The sequence below is a fragment of the Nocardia puris genome (genome assembly GCF_036051655.1).
Lineage (GTDB): Bacteria > Actinomycetota > Actinomycetes > Mycobacteriales > Mycobacteriaceae > Nocardia > Nocardia puris.
In genome coordinates this window covers 496272-516514 of the sequence record NZ_CP107943.1, presented here as the reverse complement: position 1 = coordinate 516514, position 20243 = coordinate 496272, and the positions used below count along the sequence as shown (strand labels likewise).

The following is a 20243-nucleotide window of genomic DNA, read 5'->3' as shown; positions in this document are numbered from 1 at the left end:
GGCAGGCGCATCGTGGAGGACGGAACGGTCCGGGATCCGCTGGCCGCGTCGGGCCGATTCGCCGAGTTCTGGGCCCGCCGGCACGACGCCGCTGGGTGGCGGATCGGCACGGGGCAAACCTCGATGAGCGCCGGCTGAACGACCGGGATGCCGGGCGCGAGCGGCGGTTGTTCCTTTCGGCGGTTCCGGTATTCCCGCGCGGAGCGGTCCCGGGTGACCGGCTGGTTAGTGTAGCCTAAGCTTGCCTGAGGCTCAATTCGAGAGCGGCGGTTGTTTGTCACAGCGCAGCGCGCTTGTCCCGTAGTCGCGATTGGCTATGCTCGGATGGCCAGTTAGTGCACCCTAATTTTTTAGGGTGCACTAATCAGGTGATGGTCCTGATCTGCGAGAGGCGTTCTGATGGTGGTTACTCGTCCCGAGGCGAGTACGGAGATTGACCTCCGGGCGGACATCGGTGCGGTCCTGGGGATTGCGCCCGACGCCGTGGACCCCGAGGGCGACCTGATCGGACAGGGCCTGGACTCGCTGCGCATGATGCGGCTGGTGGGCCGTTGGCGCAGCCTCGGTTACGACATCGATCTGGCGCGCCTGTCGGCCGCGCCGACCCTCGCCGCCTGGGCGGCGCTGCTGGCCGAGCGCCGGATCGCCGAAAGCGACGCCGCCGCAGTCGAATTCGACGACGCCGACCTGGCCGCCGCGTTCCCGGTCGCGACCACCCAGCACGCCTATTGGACCGGACGCTCCCGCGATCACGGTCTGGGTGGCGGCGCGGCCCACCTCTACGTCGAATTCGACGGCCCGGCCCTCGATCCCGAGCGTTTCCGCGCGGCCGTGACCGCGCTGCTGGAGCGCCACCCGATGCTGCGCGTCCGCCCGCCGCACGACAGCACCCAGGTCGCCGAAGCCGGTGCGGTGAGTGTGCACGATCTGCGCGAACAGTCGCCCACGGCGGTCGCCGAGGCCCTCGAAGAGCGCCGTCAGCGGGGCACCGACCGCAGCCTGCCGGTCGAGGACAGCGCCGTGCTGCGCGCCGAGCTGACCTTGTTGCCCGAAGGTCGCGGACGGGTCCATCTGGCCGTCGACATGACCGCCGCCGACGCCATGAGCTACCGCGTGCTGGTGGACGACCTGGCCCGGCTCTACCTGGGCGAGCACCTGCCGGAGCTGGGCGTCACCTTCCCGGCGCTCTCGGCCGAACGCCGTGCGCGCGAGGCCGATGTGGCCTGGTGGAAGGCCCGGATCGCCGATCTGCCCGGCCCGCCCGAACTTCCCGTGAACGCAGCGGCCGCCGACGCCGCGCCCGCGATCCTGCGCCTGCACCACCTGATCGACGCCGACGCCCGGCAGCGCCTGGAAGAGGGCGCCCGCCGGCGCGGCGTGACGCCCGCCGCCGCGATGGCGGCCGCGTTCGCCGAGGCGGTGGGCGCGTTCTCGGCCAGCAGCCGCTTCCACCTCACGGTGCCGCTGTTCGACCGCGACGCGGTGACCCCCGACGTGGACGAGGTCGTCGGCACCTTCACCTCCACGATCGTGGTGGACGTGGACCTCGCCGAGGAGCAGCCGCTGGCCGAGCGCGCGAGCGGGATGCGCGCCGCCATGCACGAGGCGGCCGGTCGCGGCACCGCCGGTGGCCTGGATGTGCTGCGCGAACTCGGCGAACGGGTGGTGTCGCCGGTGGTGTTCACCAGCGCGCTCGGGCTCGGCGAACTGTTCTCGCCGGTGGTGGCCGAGGTGCTGGGAGAGCCGTCCTGGATCGTCTCGCAGGCCCCGCAGATGCTGCTCGACGCGAAGGTCGTCGAGGTGTCCGGCGGTTTGCTGGTCAACTGGGGCGTGCGCACGCCCGACCTGGCGCCCAAGACCGCGCGGTCGATGTTCGACTACTACGTGCGCCTGCTGGACCTGCTCGTGGCGGGCGAATGGAACACCCCCGCGCCCGGTCCGCAGAGCGTGACGGCGCCGGTGTACCACTTCGAGTCCCGGCCGATGGATGTCGACCGCGACGCCGTGGTGGCCCACGGCTGGCTGAACCACCCGAAGTCGGCCTACTGGGGCATGCTCAACAGCAGTGTGGCCGACGTCCAGGAGCTGATCCGGGAGGCGGGCGCCGATCCGGACCCGCGCTTCGGCATGCGCATCGGGTACTTCGAAGGCGAACCGCAGTTCCTCTTCGAGCTCTACAACCCCGCGACCAGTGACCTGGCCGAACCGGGCACCGGGTACGTGCACGAGCCGGGTGACATCGGCATGCACCTGCTGGTCGCCAGCACCGATCGACGGCTCCCGGCTTTCACCGGGAACGTGATGCTGCACATCATGCGGACCGCGTTCTTCGAACTCGGCGCCGAGCGCGTCGTGGTCGAACCGGATGTGCGCAACCTGGACGTGCAGGCGCTCAACGCCGCCGTCGGCTTCGTGGTCGCCGGGGACTACCCGGTGGCGGACAAGGTGGCTCGACTCAGCTACTGCACCCGCGCGAATTTCATTCGCGTGACGGACAACGGGCGCTCGCTCGCAACCGTCGATCAGCGTTCCGATTCCTGAGAAGGCAGCGTTTTGAGTAGTACCGAGGCCAACGCCCGTTCGTTCTGGCAGATCTACAACGCCAGAATCGCGAAGAAGATCCTGTCCGAGTTCTGCCACGAGCGTTTCGTGCATCCCGCCGAACTGTCGCCCGGCCTGTTCGTGGTGTACTCCGACGACGGCCGCACCGAGTACCGATTCCGCGCCGAGATCCTCGCGCTGGACAGCTGGAGCATCGATGAATCGTCGCTGCGGCGGATCCGCGACGGTGTGGAACTGCGCGTCGACTCCCTCGCCCTGATCGTCGATCTCGCGGGCTCCCTGGGCATTCCGGCGGAGTCGCTGCCGGAATATCTCGAGGAATTCACCAACACCCTGACCATCAGCACCAACCGCCCGGACGCGCGGCGGATCGCGGCGGCCGAACTGGCCGAAGCCGATTTCCAGACGATCGAGCGCACGATGACCGAGGGTCACCCCTGCATCGTCGCCAACGCCGGGCGGCTCGGTTTCAGCGCCGACGACGTGGAGCGCTACGCCCCCGAATCGGGCGGGCGGTTCCCGCTCACCTGGGTGGCGGCCTTGCGCGAGAACACCGAGTTCGCCGCCGTGTCGGGCGTCGACTACGACAGCCTGGTGCGCGGCGAACTGGGCGCGGACACGCTCGCCGGTTTCGACGCCGTGCTCACCGAACGCGGCCTGGACCCGGCGGCCTACTACTACATGCCGGTGCACCCGTGGCAGTGGGTGCACAAGATCGCGCGCATCTACGCCGTCGACATCGCCGAGCGCAAGATCGTGAAGGTCGGCGACGCGCCGGACCTGTACCAGCCGCAGCAGTCCATCCGGACCCTGTTCAACGTGTCGAATCCGGCCCGCCACTACGTGAAGATGGCGCTGTCGATCGTGAACATGGGCTTCACCCGGGGCATGTCGGCCGACTACATGCGCACCACCCCGCTGATCAACGACTGGGTCCGCAGCCAGGTGAGCGGGGACCCGTACCTGAAGTCGCTGGGCTTCGAGCTGATCTACGAGGTCGCGGCGATCGGCTACCGCAGCACCACCTACAACGCCCTCACCCAGCCGGGTTCGGAGTACCGCAAGCTGCTCTCGGCGCTGTGGCGCGAGAGCCCGGTGCCGCGTGTGGCCGAGCACGAGCAGCTCACCACGATGGCGGCGCTGCTGCACGTCGACCATCTCGGCACGCCGCTGGTCGAGGCGATCATCCGCCGCTCGGGCCTGCCCGCCGGGGAATGGCTGGCCCGTTATCTGCGCTGCTATCTCCAGCCGATCATGTACCTGCTGTACAAGTACGAGTTCAAATTCTCCCCGCACGGCGAGAATCTGATCCTGGTGCTCGACGGCGGCGTCCCGGTGCGCGGCATCCTGAAGGACATCGGCGAAGAGGTCTCCATTTTCGCCGCGCCGGACGGCATTCCGGACACCTGCCGCCGCGCGGTGACCGAAGAGGCCGACGAGATCCGCAACATGGGCGTGCTCTCGGACGTGTTCGACGATTACCTGCGCCACCTCGCGCTGATCCTGCACGCGCGCGGATTGCTCGCCGACGCCGACTTCTGGTCGGTCGTCGCGCGCGCCGTCGTGGAATTCCAGGAGCAGCACCCCGATATGTCGGAAAAATTCCGGAAATGGGACCTGTTCGCGCCGACCTTCAAAGCCATTCACATGAATCGCCTTCAGCTGTCCAACAACCGGCGCATGGTGAACCTCGGTGACTCCTACTCGACCTTGGTCGACGCCGACCACGAACTGGTGAATCCGATCGCGGCCCATCGCCCCGCGCCCGAGCGGGCGCGCGCCGAGGAGGTGGCGGTCTCGTGACCACCGCCGGACTGGAGGTCATCCGGGACGCCCAGGGCGTCCCGCACATCGTCGCGGATTCGGCCGAGGGCGCGCTGTTCGGGCAGGGGTACGCGAGCGGCGTCGACCGCGCCTGGCAGCTGGAGTTCCTGCGCCTGCGGGCCGAGGGACGCACCGCCGAGGTGTTCGGCGTCGACGGCGTGGGCTGGGACGAGTTCGTCCGCCGCGCGCAGCTGGACCGCGCCGCCCGCCGCGTCCACGACGCGTCCTCGGAGCGCACGCGGCGATTGCTGGCCGCCTTCGCCGAGGGGGTCAGCGCCACGGTGGAGACCGCCGACGCGCTCGAGCTGACCGAGTTCGGGCACCGCCCGACGCCGTGGCAACCGTGGACCCCGATCTCGGTGTTCCTGTTGCACCACATCCTCTTCGGGCGTTTCACCACGAAGCTGTGGCGGCTGCACGCCGCCCGCGCGCTCGGCCCCGACGCGCTGCGCCAGTTCGACTGCGAAGGCGTCGACGTCGCGCTGCCGACCGTGCCCGACTACCCCGACGACGCGTTCCTCACCGACCTGCTGGCCCAGTTCACCGGGACGGGCACCGAGACGCCCGGCGAATCGTTCGGCGAACCGCTGTCGGGCAGCAACGCGTGGGGCGTCGCGTCGGCGCGCACCGCGACCGGTGCGCCGCTGATCGCGGGCGACCCGCACCGCTTCCTGGAGCTGCCCGGCATCTACCAGCAGATCCACCTGGCCTGCCCCGAATTCGACGTGGTCGGCTTCTCCTTCGCGGGCGTGGCCGGGGTGCCGCACTTCTGCCACGCGGGCACGGTCGCCTGGGGCATCACCAACGCGATGGCCGACTATCAGGACCTCTACGTCGAACGGTTGACCCGCTCGGGCGACGGCGTGCTCGTCGAATCGGCCGAGGGCGTGGGCCCCGCAGAGGTCCGGCGCGAGCGGATCCTGGTGCGCGACGGGGACCCGGTCGAGCTCGAGATCGTCGTCACCGGCAACGGCCCCGTGCTGTTCGGCGGGCCGGAGGCCGCGTTCGCGGTGAGCCTGCGCTCGCCCATGCTGAACGACCCCGAGGTCACCTTCGACGCCGCGCTGGACGTGCTGTTCGCCAAGACGGTGGGCGATGTCGAGCAGGCCATGGCGGGGTGGGTCGAACCGGTCAACCGGATCGTCATCGGCGACACCAGCGGCCGGGTGACCCACCACGTGGTCGGCAAGATCCCGGTGCGGGCGCACGAGAACTACTGGCTGCCAGTGCCGGGCTGGGACGCGCGCTACCGGTGGCGCGGTTACGTCACGCCGTCGGTGCACGACGACGGGTTCGACGCGAGCGTGCCGGGCTACTCGGTGATCGCCAACCAGCGCATCCCCGATTCGCTTCCGCTGCAACCGGTCACCACCGAATGCGCGGCCGCCGCGCGCGGCGCGCGGATCGGCGCGCTGCTCGACGCCGATTCCGCCGTCACCGTGGACGCGTGCGAGCGCATCCACGGCGACGTCGCCAACGAACAGGCCGACGTGCTCGTCGGGCGGCTGCCCGCGCTCACCGGCCTGAGCCCGGCCGCCGAGGAACTGCGCCGCGCGCTGCTCGCCTGGCACGGCGAGATGCGGGCCGACAGCACCGACGCGTACGCGTTCGCCGAGGTGCGCACCCGCCTGGTCCGCGCCATCGCCCGCCACGAAGCGCTCGCGGGCCTGTCCGAGCCGCACCTGTTCTCGCCGGTGCTCAACCCGTGGTTCGTGGTGGAGACGCGCCTGGCCGCGGCGCTGGATTCGGTGCTGCGCCTGGCGCCCGAAGTCGGCGTGGACATCGAGCGGCTGCTCACCGAGGCCCTCGAGGCGGTCGCCGCGCACCTCGCCGAGCAGGAGACGGTCCCGACCTGGGGCAGCGTCCACGTGCTCACTCCGCTGCACGGCCTGGATCTGGCCGGCCTCTCGCCGAAGCTGCCCGAGCTGTCCGCGCGGATCCGGCCGGACCGGCTGCCGCTGGGCGGTGACGCCGAATGCGTCTTCGCGAACGGCAGCGCCGTCGGGTTCTCGCACGCGTGCAGCCTGGGTTCGGCCGCCCGCTACGTCTGGGATCTGGCCGACCGCGACGCGAGCCGCTGGATCGTGCCGCTGGGCGTCAGTGGCGATCCGCGCTCGCCCTGGTTCCAGGACCAGGCGCCGCGGTGGGCGCGCGGGGAACTCGTGCCCCTCGTGAGCGACTGGGCGCGCCTGCGCGAATCCGGCCACCCCCGTGCGGTTTTCGAGCGGGCCTCCGGGTCCGCGGGCTACCGGCTCGCTCGCACGGGATCCGCGCACGACCCGGCGCGAGGAGAGACGTGACGGTCTCGACGCCGGGGTAGCCACGCCCGATCGCCGCGGGCCGACCACCTCGGCCGAAACAAGTTCGTTCTCGATGCAATCCGACGTAATAGTGGGGCTTTCCGTGTCACATGAATCCACCTCCCCCTGGGGAAGGCCATCCAAGTTCGCCGACCCGGGCGACGGCTGGACGGCCGCAGGCAGCGGACTGGCGCAGCTGGCCGCCGCGGTCTCCGACCATCGCCACCACAGGGCGCCGCTGCCGCCCGGCGATCCCGCCGAGGTGCTCACCGTGGTCGCGGAGGCGCTGGGGCCCGAGCGCATCCCGGACAGCGGTCTCGGCGAACCGGCCGCGCTGGCGCGCCTGGCCGATCTGATCGCCGCCTACGGCCTGGACCTGACCCACACGCTGTGCGCGGCGCATTTGCAGCCGCCGCCGCTGACCGTGGCCGTGGTGGCCGACGCGCTCGCCAGCGCCACCAACGCCTCGCTGGACACCTATGACTCCGGCCCCGCAACCCTGGCCATCGAGAAGTGGGCCGTCAGCGCGCTGGCCCGGCTGGCCGGCCTGCCCGAGTCCGCCGGCGGCGTGTTCGGGCCGGGCGGGTCCTACTCGAACCTGCTGGCGATGCTGATCGCCCGCGACTACAGCGCCGCGCAGCTCGGCATCGACATCCGGCAGAACGGCGTGAGCGCCCTGCCCCGGCCCGTGGTGCTCTGCTCGCGGGTGGCGCACTTCTCGGTGCACCGCGCGTGCGCCGCGCTGGGCCTGGGTGAGGCGGCGGCGATCCCGGTGCCGGTCGACTCCGAGCACCGGATGATCCCGGAGGCCCTCGAGCAGATCCTCACCGAGCTCGCCGAGAGCCACACCCCCGTCGCGGTGGTCGCGACCGCGGGCACCACCGACTTCGGCTCGGTCGACCCGCTGCCCGAGATCGCCGAGATCACCGCCCGGCACAATGTGTGGTTCCACGTCGACGCCGCCTACGGCTTCGGTTCGCTGTTCTCCGACAACCTGGCCGGACTGCTGACGGGCATCGAGCGCGCCGACTCGGTCACCCTGGACCTGCACAAGGTCGGCTGGCAGCCCGCCGCCGCCAGCGTGCTGCTGCTCGCCGACCAGGAGCGCTTCGCCTCGCTGAGCCGCTCGGTCGCCTACCTGAACCCCGACGACGACGTGGAGGCCGGTTTCGGCGGCCTGCTCGGCCAGACCTTGCAGACCACCCGCCGCCCCGACGTGCTGAAAGTGGCCGCGACCTTCCTGGCCTACGGCCGCGAGGGCCTGGGCGAGATGCTCGACACCTGCCACGAGCTGGCCCGCTTCGCCGAGCGCCGCATCGGCACCGAGCTCCAGCTGGAGCTGGTCGCGCCGGTCACCATGACCACGGTGGTGTTCCGCTACCGCTGCGAGGACCTGGACCTGGACCAGGTGAACGCCGAACTGCGCCGCCGCCTGATCAGCTCCGGCAAGGCCCTGATCGGACGCACCCAGGTGCGCATCCACGGCGAGGGTGAACCGCGCACCTGCCTGAAGCTCACCTTGCTCAACCCCGAATCCAGTGAGCAAGATATCGATTCGCTGTTCGACGAACTGCTGCGCGTGGGCCTGGAAGTGGAGTCCGAAGGCCTGAACACCGAGCGCGACGAGATGGTGAAGATCCATGAGTGAAGTCCAGAAGGTCGACATCCTGGCGATCGGGTGCGGCCCGTTCAATATCGGCCTGGCGGCCATGGCCTCGACGGTCGAGGACGTCGAGGTGTTGGTGGTCGACTCGGTCGAGGAGTTCCGCTGGCACCCCGGCCTGATGTTCGACGAGGCCAAGCTCCAGGTCAGCTTCCTGTCCGACCTGGTCTCGCTGGTGGACCCGACGCATCCGATGTCGTTCCTGGCCTACCTGGCCGACGTCGACCGCCTGTACCCGTTCCTGGTGCGCGAGGACTTCTTCCCGACCCGGCGCGAGTACGAGGCGTACCTGCTGTGGGCGGTCGGCAAGCTCACCTCGCTGCGGTTCTCCACGACCGTCGAGGCGGTCCGGTGGGACGAGGCCGCCGGGCACTTCGAGGTGTCGGTGACCAGCGGCGGCGAGGCGTCGGTGATCCACGCCGGCCACGTCGTGGTGGGTGTGGGCACCGAGCCCGCGATCCCGGCGGCGCTGTCCACCGACTCGCCCGCGCTGGTGCACAGCTCGCAGTACCTGTTCCAGCAGGAGGCCGCGCACCGCGCCGACGCGGTCACCGTCATCGGGTCCGGCCAGTCGGGCGCGGAGATCGTCATCGACCTGCTCGAGGCGAACCTGCGCGGCGGCCCGGCCGTGCGGTGGTGGACCCGCACGCCGTGGTTCGCGCCGCTGGACTTCACCAAGCTGTCGCTGGAGATGACCACGCCCGCGTACATGGACTACTTCCACAGCCTGCCGGAGGAGACCCGCGACCGGGTGCGCGCGGGCCACTGGCAGTTCCACAAGGGCATCTCCTCCGACACCCTGGAGCGGCTGCACGACCTGCTCTACCGCCGTCAGCTGCTGGAGAAGCTCCCGCCGGTGCAACTGCGCAACGGCGTCGCGGTCGAGGGCCTCGACACCCTCGGTGACGGCAGGCTGCGCATCCGCGGCAAGCACCTCGACACCGGCGCGCGCCTCGCGCACACCGCGGATCTCGTCATCGCGGCCACCGGCTACCGGCCGCGCAAGACCGACTTCCTGGCCCCGGTCGCCGACCGGCTGCGCCGGGATTCGCGCGGGCGCCCGGTGGTCGAGGCGAATCACGCCGTGGCCGCCGACGAGGCGCTGTCCGGCCGGATCTTCGTGGCCAACGCCGAGGCGCACGCCGTCGGCGTCTCGGCGCCGAACCTCGACATCGGCGCGGTCCGCAACGCCAAGATCCTCAACTCCGTGCTCGGCCGCGAGGTGTACCGGTTGCCGCGCAACACGGCCTTCACCAGCTTCGGCGTGACGGACGAGGAGATCGTCAAGTAGAGCGCAGCCCGCTCACCCGTGACCACGCACCTCCGGTGGTGCACCTGCCGGGCCAGTCCCGGCAGCAGACAACAAGGAGTACCTATGTCCGACGACCACATTCGCGACGCGCTGAACAGCATCCTGGAAGAAGACCTCGACCTCTCGCTCACCGACGTCTCCCGGTCCTCGCTGCTCGTCGAGGACCTGGGCATCGACTCGGTGGCCTTCGCCATCGGCGTGGTCGCCATCGAGGAGCGGCTCGGCGTGCAGCTGACCGAGAAGGAGATGTCGGAGGCCGCTTCGGTGGGTGATCTGGAAGACCTCATCCGCGCGAAGGCGACCGTCACCGGGTAGTTCCGCCGGACCCGATGCCGATGTCGCGACAGTGACATCGGCGTCGTCGCGTCGGCACCCGCGTGCCCGAGTCTTGCGAATCGAGTTTGCCTGACAACGTAATTCGCGGGGCCGGGGCCGGGGCTCGCGGGAATTCGCCGGGCACCGCCATGCGGTCGACGCCGTGCTTGTGAGAGCCCTTACATACCGGAGGCCGGGCGGACCTGAGGCTTGATCACCGAAGCGCGGCTAATTAGGATTGACTGGCCTAACTTACGCGGCTACCGGGTGCGGGTGATCTCGACGAGTTCGCTCCCCGGTAGCTCGCACGGGCGGGCTCGGCGGATGTCGCGGGTGGTCGCCAGGTGGCGGACCTCGTCCCCGGCCGGTTCTGTTTCTACTGGTCAATGAAGGTTGCCATGTCAAAACTCATCAAGGTCGCTGTCGTTTCGATTCTGGCCGCCCTGCTCGGCCTGGGCGTGGCCCAGCCCGCCTCGGCGGACGTGCTGATCCGCGATGCGAAGGCCGCCGATCTCTACATCCGCGACGATGTCCCCTCGCTGCAGCAGCTCGAGCGGATGTACGCCGCGTTCTACAACCCCAACGTCTCCATCAACGACAAGGTGGCGGTCACCCTCGGCGGTGAGAAGGCCCGTCCGATCGTCGAGCAGAACATGTCGTTCAGCCAGGCCTACGACTTCTTCTCCATCCAGGGCCGTGCCGTCGGGCCGGTCAATATCAACGGCGACTCGCTCAGCGTGGTGGGCGAGGGCCTGATCGCCGGCTTCCCGGCCACCTCGGCGACCTTCTACCTGCAGCGCGAGGGCGGTCTGTGGAAGTTCGACTTCAAGAAGTTCTGCGAGAACGTCGCCTGCGCGGGCAACCCGCAGTTCGACTACTGAGCCGACCCACGGCCCGCGGCCGGAAGTGAATCTCGACCGCGGTCACCGGTTCTCTCCGATCGGGTGGTTCGCACGCCTCCACGGGTGTGCGGGCCACCCGATCGTCGTTCCGGCGGTCGCGGCGGGTTTTTCCTCACACTCGAGCCTCTTGCTCCCCGGTCGGGATGGTCTATGCTCGACGGGTGCGGTTAGTGCACCCTAACTTCCGGGTGCGCCGACCCGCGATCACGATCCGCGCGCAGGGCGGACCCCGCCCGTGGACGACCGGATTCGGAGACCGCCGAACGGCCCTCGGCGTGGGTCGTCGACCGTGCCGCCGTCCGGCGGCCGGTACGACCGGCCCCCACCCTCCACGGCTAGGAGAAGCATGAACGTACTGACCGACGCGCAGCGCGAGCTGATGCGGCAGCGGCTCGCCGACGCGGGCCTCGCGGCCGGCCGGGGCGCGACCGCCGAGCGGGCGCGCCCGGAGCAGTCGGACGGCGGCATGGGCATCGCCGAGCGCCGGATGTGGAAGATCTACGAGCTGGACCCCGATTCCATCTCGCACAACTACGGCGTGCTGCTGGAGTTCGACGACTCCTACACCCTCGACGAGGTCGTCGCCGCCTATGAGCGGCTGGTGAACGCCTCGGAGGTGCTCAGCTCGGTCGTCACCGTCGGCGACGACGGCGTGGCGCGGCGCGAGCCGAGGCGCTGGGACGGGCGCTGGGTCGTGCCGGGCCGGGTGTGGGAGTGGGGCTCGATGCCCGAGTCCGAACCGAACACCGAGGGCCGGTCGTTCGAGGAGATCGTGCGGGCCGCCGCCGTGGCGCTGTCGACGGCGTCGTTCCGGCTGCGGGAGGACCCGCCGATCCGCGCGCGGGCCTACGCGGGCGAGAACGGCGGCGTGTCCATGGTTCTCGTGCTGCACCACCTGGCCGGTGACGAGACCGCGCTGCCCCCGATCCTCAGCAAGCTGGTGGCGCGCCCCGGCGCGGCCGAGGCCCCCGCGCCCCAGGCCCCGCCGCGCCCGGTCGCCACGCTGGACCGCGCGGTGCAGCACGCGGTGCGCACCTGGGCGGCCGAAGGCATTCGCTATCCGCTCTCGGGCGAGCTGCCCACCACCACTCCAGAGGAGAGCTGGTTCTCGGTGATGGGGGAGGGGCCCGGCGCCTACCTCACCCACCCGATCGAGCGGGCCGGGGTCACCGCGCTGGCCGGCGTCGCCCGCGAGATCGGCGCGACGCCCAACGCGCTGTTCATCGTCGTGTCCGCGCTGAGCATCGCCGCGCTGACCGGCGCCGACGACTATGTGCTGCTGGTGCCCGCCGACAACCGGCAGCCCGGCGAGGCGGCCGACAAGGTCGGCTACTGCGGCAACGTGGTGCCGATGCGCTTCACCTTCGATCCGGCGGCGAGCACGAAAGACGCGCTGCGCGAAGCGGTGTCGACGGTCTACGGCGCGATGGAGTTCTCCTCGGTCGACTACGGGCCGATCCTCACCGCGCTGCGCGGCGGCGGCGGGCGCTTCCCGGTGGCCGAGGTGATGGCGCTGGTGAAGAACACCCCGCTGCGCGGTGTGCCGATCCCGGAGGGCGCGCGGGTGAGCTGCGAGACCGTCTTCAAGGGCGTCGTGCACTACCCGCTGGCGCTGGCGTTCGAGATCACCGAGGACGACCAGGTGCGCCTCGAGGTCGAGTACCGGACCGACGTCCTGGACGACGCCTACGCGCGCCGCGCCGCGGCGGTGGTGACCGACCTCGTCGTGCGGGTGCCCGCGGCGCTGGACCGGCCGCTGCGGGACCTGTTCGGGGATGTCCGTGCGGCGGCGAGCGCCTGAGTCGTCGCGGGGCTGCCCGGCCGTGCCGGGCCCCAGGTTTCAGCATGTTAGGCTAGGCAAGCCTAGCCTAAGTATCAGGTTTTGATCCGAGGAGTCACGTGTTTTCGAAAGACCAGCTACGTGCTGATGTCGCGGCCTTGCTGGGTGTTCCCGGTGATTCCATTGGCGACAGTGACGATCTGGTCCGCCTGGGCCTGCACTCCATGCTGCTGATGAAACTGTCCGGCACGTGGCGTCGCCAGGGCTACCGGGTGCAGAGTTCGCAGCTGGCGCTGGAGCCGACGATCGAGGCGTGGGCCGCCCTGCTGGGCGCGGGCTCCGCGCCCGCCGAGTCCGCTCCGTCCCCGTCCCCGGCCCCGGCTCCGGCCGAATCCGACCCTGCCGACCCTGCCGCCGAGGCCGAGGACGAGGAATTCGCGCTGGCCACCATGCAGCACGCCTACTGGGTCGGACGTCAGTCCGGGCAGGCCCTCGGTGGCGTGGCGGCGCACCTGTACGTCGAGTTCGACGGCGCGGGCGCCGATCCCGATCGCCTGGAACGCGCCGTCGCGCAGGTTGTTTCGCGCCACGACCAGCTGCGCTCCGCCTTCGGCGAGGCGGGCAAACAGCGCATCCTGGCCCAGCCGCCGGAGTCCTTCTTCCGCGTGGTGGACCTGCGCGAGGCCGCCGACGCCGACGCCGAACTCGAGACCATGCGCGACCGCATGAGCCACCAGCTCCTCGACGTGGCCGCGGGCCGGGTGGTCGAGTTCGTGCTCACCCTGCTGCCCGAGGGCAAGCACCGCCTGCACCTGGACGTCGACATGCTCGCCGCTGACGCCATGAGCTACCGGCGCATCCTGGACGACCTGGCCGCCGCCTACGAATCCGACGGCGCCCTGCCGCCGGTCGGCTACAGCTTCCGGCAGTACCTGGCCGAGCGCGGCGACCGGATCCCGGCCGACGAGCACGAGGCCGCCCGGCGGTGGTGGACCGAGAAGTTGCCGAGCCTGCCCGAGACCGCCGAACTGCCGACCATCGCGGAGGCCCGCCGCGCCGACCCGTCGCGCAGCGTGCGCTTCCACCACCGGCTCGAGCCCGAGGACAAGACCCGCCTGTACGCGCTGGCCCACGGCCACGGCCTCACCCCGGCGGTGACGCTGGCCTCGGTGTTCTCCGAGGTGATCGCGCGCTGGTCGGCGCGCCAGCGCTTCCTGCTGAACCTGCCGCTGTTCAACCGGGAGCCGGTGCACGACGAGATCGACCAGGTGGTCGGCGATTTCACCAACTCGGTGCTGGTCGACGTCGACGCCCGCGCGAGCGAATCGCTGGTCGCGCGCGCCCGCCGCCTCCAGCGCGAACTGCACAGCTGCGCCGCGCACGCCACCTACGAGGGCCTGGACGTGCTGCGCGATCTGGGCAAGCTGCGCGGGTCGGCGGTCACGCCGTCGGTGGTGTTCACCTCCGGCCTGGGCCTGGGCGAGCTGTTCTCCGAACGCGTGACGCGCCTGTTCGGCAGCCCGGTGTGGATTCTGTCGCAGGGCCCGCAGGTCGATCTGGACGCCCAGGTGGCCGAGGTCGGCGGCGGACTGCTGGTGAACTGGGACACCCGCCGCGACGCGCTGCCCGCGGGCGTCATGGCGTCGATGTTCGCCGAGTTCCGTGCCCTGCTCGACAGCCTGCTGGCGCCCGAGGCCGACTGGAATGCCCCGCTGTCCATTGCGTTGCCCGCCGAGCAGCGCGCCGCGCGGGAGGCCGCCGAGACCACCTCGGCGTCCATCGCGCCGCGCACCTTGCACGCGGAGTTCTTCGAGCGCGCGGCCCGGCACCCCGAGCGCGTCGCGCTCGTAACCTCGCAGGGCGAGGAACTGACCTACGGCGCGGTCGCCGAACAGGCGCTCTCGCTGGCGAATTCGCTGATCACCGCGGGTGTGAACACCGGCGACACCGTCGCCGTGATCGTGCCCAAGGGCCACCGCCAGGTGATCTCGGTGCTCGGCGTGCTCGCCGCGGGCGCGGTGTACCTGCCGGTCGGCACCGATCAGCCGGTCGCGCGCCGCGACCGCATCCTCTCCCGCGGCCTGGTGCGCGCCGTGGTCACCGGCGCGGATGTCGAGGTGCCCGAAGGCATCTCGCGGATCGTCTTCGAGGAGTCGATCAGCGGTCCGCGCGCCGACCAGGCCGTGGTGCCCGATCCCGACGCGCTGGCCTACGTGCTGTTCACCTCCGGTTCCACCGGTGAACCCAAGGGTGTAGAGGTCAGCCATCGCGCGGCCGCCAACACCCTCGACGCCATCGCCGAGGAATTCGGCCTGACCGCCGAGGACCGCACCATCGGCCTCTCGGCGCTGGAGTTCGACCTCTCGGTGTTCGACATGTTCAGCCCGCTCGCACTCGGCGGCGCGCTGGTCTGCATCGACGCCGACAAGGTGCGCGACGCCGCCGCCTGGGCCGAACTCGTGGCGGCGCACCGGATTTCGGTGCTCAACTGCGCGCCCGGCCTGATCGGCATGCTGCTCGACGCGGCCTCGGCCGACCAGCTGCGCAGCCTGCGGGTGGTGATCACCGGCGGCGACCGCGTGGACGCGGGCATGGCCGCCCGCATGCGGGCCCGGGTCCCCGGACTGCGCTTCGCCGGTCTGGGCGGCACCACCGAGACCGCGATCCACTCCACCGTGTACGAGGTCACCGACGAGTTCCCCGCCGAGTGGACCGCCGTGCCGTACGGGCGCCCGCTCTCGGGCGTGCGCTGCCGCGTGGTGAACGAGCGCGGCGAGGACGCCCCCGACTGGGTCACCGGCGAGCTGTGGATCGGCGGCGTCAGCGTGGCCGACGGCTACCGCGGCGATCCCGAGCGCACCGCCGACCGGTTCGTCACCGCGCAGGGCACCCGCTGGTACCGCACCGGCGATCTGGCCCGCTACCTGCCGGGCGGCACCATCGACTTCCTCGGTCGCGCCGACCACCAGGTGAAGATCCGCGGCTACCGCGTCGAACTGGGTGAGGTGGAGGCCGCGGCCAAGACCCGGCCCGAGGTCGGCGAGGCGGTGGCGGCGGTCGTCGCCGGACGGCTGAGCCTGGCCGTGGTCGGCGCCGAGGCGGGCCGGGTGGTCGACACCGTCGCGGTGGCCGCCGCCCTGGCCGAACTGCTGCCGGAGTACATGGTGCCCGACGTGCTGCACTTCCTGGAGCAGGTGCCGCTCACCAGCAACGGCAAGATCGACCGCGCCGCCATCCGCGCGGTGCTGGAGCGGGAAGCCGAGGGCCGCACCGTCGCCGAGTACGTGGCGCCGGAGACCGCGCTGGAGGCGGCGATCGCCTACATCGCCGCCCAGGTGCTCGGCATCGACCGGATCGGGGTGACCACCGACTTCTTCGACGCGGGCGCCAACTCGATCCTGGCCACCACGTTCGTCGCGAACGTGCGCGGCCTGCTCGCCATCGACGGCGTGGGCGTGACCGACGTGTTCAGCGCGAAGACGGTGCGGGGCTTCGCGGCCCGGCTCGTCGAGCGCGAGGAGGTGCCCGGCCAGCTCACCCAGGTGGCGCGAATCCTGTTGGAGGTCGCCGGAGTTCCCGATCCGTCGGCCGACCTGGCCGCGGCGCGAGCCTGATCGGGCAAGGAACGAACCAGTGCCGTCACTAGAGGACCTTCAGGCCGCGATGCGGGCCCGGCTCAGCGATGCCGGCATCGCGGCCGCGCCGGGCGTCACGGCCCGGCGCGATCCGGGCCGGGCGCCGCTGTCGTTCGCGCAGCGCGCCGTGTGGGCGTACCAGGTCCAGGCGCCGGACAGCTCGGCCCACAACCTCTGCCTCGCTTTCACTTTCACCGGTGCGGTGGACGAGGACGCGCTGCGGCGCGCCTTCCTCGCGCTGGTCCGCAAGCATGAGGTGCTGCGCACGACCTATCACGCCGACGCCGACGGCACGCCGTATCAGCGCATCCACGACGACCTTCCGCCGCGCGTGACCGCGCTGGACCTGCGCGGCGAAGCCGACGCCGACGCGCGCTTGCGCGCGGTGATGGCCGCCGCGGGCACCGAACCGTTCGACTTGGTGACCGAGTCCTCGCTGCGGTTGACCTTCGTGGAATTGCCGCCCGACGACGCGGGACAGCCCAGGACGGCCGTGGTGATGGCGTTGCAGCACATCGCCTGGGACGGCATGACGCTGCCCGTCCTCTCTCGCGATCTGGAGAGCGCCTACGTGCGCGCGAAAGAAGCGCCGGGCTCCGAACTCGACTTCACGCCGCTGTCGTTGCAGATCGCGGATTTCGCGGAGTGGGAACAGAATCGGTTCGCCGACCGCGACCACGCCGACGACATCCGTTTCTGGGAGCGGCAATTCGAGGGCGTCGAACCGCTGCGCCTGCCTTACGACCGGCAGCCCGCCACGGTCTCCGAACGCGGCGCCCGCTCGGATCGCACGCTGAGCGCGGCGGCCGACAAGAACCTGCGCGCGCTGAGCACCGCGCTGCGCACGCCGGCGTTCTCGGTGTTCCTCGCCGCGTACTACCGCACCCTGCGGCAGCTCACCGGTCAGCGCGACATCGTCATCGGCACCGCGGTCGCCAACCGCGAGGAATCCGGAATGGGTTCGCTGATCGGCAATTTCAGCAACGCGATCGCGTTGCGCGTGGGCGCCGACACCGACTCCTTCGCCGATCTGGTCGCCCACGTGCGCGCCGTCACCGACACCGCGTTCGGCCACCGGAACCACCCCTACGACCACATCGCCGAGGCGGCGCGGCGCGTCCAGGGTGGCGCGCGGCCGTACGAATCGCTGGTGCTGTTCCTCGAACAGAAGATCGACGGACCCCAGCTGCCCGGCTGCACCACCACCTGGGAACTCGCGGAGAAGGGCTACGCCCTGCTCCCTTTGACCGTGGAGGCGTTCCTGCACGCCGACCACACCGATGTGCAGATCGCCTATCAGGTCGATCTTTTCGACGAGCAGTCCGTCGCGCGCATCCACGAGGAACTCGACCGGGTCCTCGCGAACGCGTCGGCGGACCGGCCGGATCAGAGGGCTCACCAGTGACAGACACTTCCTACGACGACGTGCTCGCCAAGGCGTTCGACGACCGCGTGGTCGCCTGGACCGAACAGGCCGAGCTGGACAAGAAGTTCCCGCGCGCACTGCTCGAACATCTCGGCGCCGCCGGGGTTTTCGCGCGCAAGTGGGAGGACCGCAAGCTCACCGATCTCGGGCACCACTTCGCGCTGGCCCACCAGCTGGGCGCGCTCGGCTCGGCGGCCATCGGCGTCGGTGTGAGCCTGCACGATTCGGCCATCGCGATCCTGCGCCGCTTCGGGCGCAACGACTTCCTGCGCGAGCTGGCCGAGCAGGCCATCGCCACGGAGAAGGTGCTGTGCATCGGCGCCTCCGAGGAGTCGGGCGGCTCGGATCTGCAGAACGCGCGGACCATGATCGAGCCCGAGGGCGACGGCTACCGGGTGGTGGGGCACAAGAAGTTCGTCTCGCTCTCGCCGATCGCGGACTACATCTTCGTCGTCGGCCGTAGCGCCACCAGCGGCTCGTCGGGCGATGCGGGCAACGTCGCGCTGGCCGCGGTGCCCATCTCACAGGTCCAGGTCGGCACCCCCTACGAGAAGCTGGGCGCGGGTCCGCTGGACACCGCCCCGGTGACCATCGATACCTGGATCCCCGAGGAAGCGCTCATCGCGCGCCCGGCGACCGGCCTGGCCGTGATCAGCTGGGGCCTTGCCCACGAGCGCTATTCGGTGGCGGGCCAGATCGCCGCGGCCTGCGAGGTGATGCTCGGCGTCACCCTGGCCCGGATGTACGACCGTGTCCAGTTCGGCAAGCGCCTCTACGACCACCAGGCCCTGCGCCTGCGCGTCGCGGATCTGCAAGCGCGCGTCGACCTGCTGCGCTACGCACTGAAAGGCGTTGCCGCCGAAGGCCGTATCAACCTGCGCACGGCCGCCTCGCTGAAAGCTTCCGCCGCGAGCCTGGGCGAGGAGGTCGCCTCGGAGTGCCTGCACATCTTCGGCGGCATCGGCTACCTGCAGACCGGCCTGCCGCTGGAACGCTGGTACCGCGATATGAAACTGGCCCGCGTCGGCGGCGGCACCGACGAGGTGCTGTGGGAGCTGGTGGCGGCGGCCATGAAGCCCGACAACGAGCGCTACGCGCAGATGTTCGCGAAGGTGGAACAGTCATGAGCACCCCGGTGAATACCGAAACCACGTCCGCCGTCACGGAATTGACGCCCTCGGACCACACCTACCTGCACCTGGACACCAAGAGCCGTCCGATGCACTGGTCGATGGCGCTGGAGCTGGCGGCCGACGGCCCGCACCTGTCCGTCGCCGACGTGCGCGAGCGAGTGCGCGAGCGCAGCGAGCTGTTCGACCTGTTCCGCATGGGCATCCGCGACGGCCGCTGGCGGGAGCCGCAGGTGGTGCTGGCCGAAAAGGTCGACGTGGAACGGCATCTCACGGCCGTCGAGTACGCGGACGGGGCCGATCTGCGCGCGCGGGTCGCCGCGCTGCTGGAGACGCCGTTGCCCCGGCCCGAACCGCTGTGGCACATCACCATGTTCACCCCGCGCGGTGACGGCGCGCAGTTCTTCCTGCTGCGCGTGCACCACGCCGTGTCCGACGGCATCGCGGGCGCCGCGTTCGCCGCGCTGCTGGCCGACGGCACTCCCGAAGAGCTCACGGAATTCGAGCGATTCGCGACCACGCCGCGTTTCCGCAGCCCGGAAGTCGAGCCGGAGGTGCTGAAAGAGGCGAAGGCCGCGTTCAACGAGCAGTGGGCGGCGGGCCGCAAGGGCCGCGGCTGGCCCAAGCTCACCAAGTCCGGCAAGCGCGAGTACGCCCTGTACAGCGCGTCCACTCGCGAGCTGCGCCGCGCCGCCAAGCGCAACGGCGCCACCGTGCACGAATTCCTGCTGGCCGCGATCGGCCGCACCGTGAGCATCGCGCCGCCCGCCGCGTCGAACCAGGCCGAGGTCATCCGGGTCACGCTGCCCGTCACCAACGATCCGGCCTTCCGCCACACCGGCAACGCGGTCGTGGTCACGCCGCTCAACCTGCTGGGCAACGAGACCGACCTGGCCCGCCACGTCGACCGGTGCCGCACGCAGCTGGCCACCATCGACAAGCGCCGCCCGGAACTCACGACGGCCGCTCCCGCCACCGCGCCCGGCCTGCCGTGGGCCGTGCGGCGGGCGATCGCGGCCGCCGGCCTGGCGCATATGAGCCCCGATATCCATATCGGTATCAATCCCGGATTCTCGCGGATTCGTTCCGTGCTCGGAAAGCCGATCGCGGAATTGACGCCGCTGTCGCCGCTGGCGGGTTATTCGCTCTCGGTGACCGCGCTGATCCTGGGCAACAAGACGTCGTTCGGCATCGTGATCGACCCCGCCGCACTGCCGGCAGGATACACCGACATCTTTGTGGAGCATTTCGACCGGGTGCTTCGCGAAGCAGGTACATCGGAATAAATCCGGCCGCATCCCGGCGTCCCGGAAAGTAATTCCGGAAACACAACCCATTCGACGCCGGGGTGTCCTCTGCGCAGAAGCGCCGTGCGGGAAGAGATGGAAACCCCA

12 protein-coding genes are annotated in these 20243 nt (G+C 70.6%); all 12 read left to right on the top strand.

Annotated features, from left to right (window positions below; translation table 11 throughout):
- Positions 1–399 precede the first annotated feature (399 nt).
- The 12 genes from OHB21_RS02295 (at position 400) to OHB21_RS02240 (ending at position 20135) form a co-directional block, all read left to right on the top strand.
- Positions 400–2541, top strand: a complete 2142-nt coding sequence (locus OHB21_RS02295) for a GNAT family N-acetyltransferase (protein WP_195125468.1) — start codon at positions 400–402, stop codon at positions 2539–2541.
- A 12-nt stretch (positions 2542–2553) separates the two neighbouring features.
- Positions 2554–4365, top strand: coding sequence for an IucA/IucC family protein (locus OHB21_RS02290; RefSeq protein WP_195125467.1), 1812 nt, complete (start codon positions 2554–2556; stop codon positions 4363–4365).
- On the top strand, positions 4362–6686 hold the full coding sequence (locus OHB21_RS02285) for a penicillin acylase family protein (RefSeq protein ID WP_067510605.1): 2325 nt from the start codon (positions 4362–4364) through the stop codon (positions 6684–6686). Before OHB21_RS02290 ends, OHB21_RS02285 begins: the two co-directional genes overlap by 4 nt.
- Positions 6687–6789: 103 nt before the next feature.
- Positions 6790–8334 carry a pyridoxal phosphate-dependent decarboxylase family protein gene (locus OHB21_RS02280; protein WP_067510603.1) on the top strand — a complete coding sequence of 515 codons (1545 nt, stop codon included), beginning with the start codon at positions 6790–6792 and terminating at the stop codon, positions 8332–8334.
- Entirely contained in the window at positions 8327–9640 is a 1314-nt protein-coding gene (locus OHB21_RS02275; protein WP_067510601.1) for a lysine N(6)-hydroxylase/L-ornithine N(5)-oxygenase family protein, read from the top strand. Before OHB21_RS02280 ends, OHB21_RS02275 begins: the two co-directional genes overlap by 8 nt.
- Positions 9641–9658: 18 nt before the next feature.
- Complete coding sequence (locus OHB21_RS02270; RefSeq protein WP_267898927.1) at positions 9659–9976, top strand: acyl carrier protein; 318 nt, start codon at positions 9659–9661, stop codon at positions 9974–9976.
- 398 nt (positions 9977–10374) lie between these two features.
- On the top strand, positions 10375–10857 hold the full coding sequence (locus tag OHB21_RS02265; protein WP_067510597.1) for a hypothetical protein: 483 nt from the start codon (positions 10375–10377) through the stop codon (positions 10855–10857).
- A 367-nt stretch (positions 10858–11224) separates the two neighbouring features.
- Positions 11225–12679, top strand: a complete 1455-nt coding sequence (locus OHB21_RS02260) for a condensation domain-containing protein (RefSeq protein WP_067510595.1) — start codon at positions 11225–11227, stop codon at positions 12677–12679.
- A 98-nt stretch (positions 12680–12777) separates the two neighbouring features.
- On the top strand, positions 12778–16272 hold the full coding sequence (locus OHB21_RS02255) for a non-ribosomal peptide synthetase (RefSeq protein WP_195125466.1): 3495 nt from the start codon (positions 12778–12780) through the stop codon (positions 16270–16272).
- A gap of 19 nt (positions 16273–16291) precedes the next feature.
- A complete protein-coding gene (locus OHB21_RS02250; protein WP_232331785.1) occupies positions 16292–17698 on the top strand; it encodes a condensation domain-containing protein in 1407 nt (468 codons plus the stop codon).
- Positions 17695–18846, top strand: coding sequence for an acyl-CoA dehydrogenase family protein (locus OHB21_RS02245; protein WP_195125465.1), 1152 nt, complete (start codon positions 17695–17697; stop codon positions 18844–18846). Before OHB21_RS02250 ends, OHB21_RS02245 begins: the two co-directional genes overlap by 4 nt.
- Positions 18843–20135: a wax ester/triacylglycerol synthase domain-containing protein gene (locus OHB21_RS02240; RefSeq protein ID WP_067510587.1), complete on the top strand. Its 1293-nt coding sequence runs from the start codon at positions 18843–18845 to the stop codon at positions 20133–20135. Before OHB21_RS02245 ends, OHB21_RS02240 begins: the two co-directional genes overlap by 4 nt.
- Positions 20136–20243 lie beyond the last annotated feature (108 nt).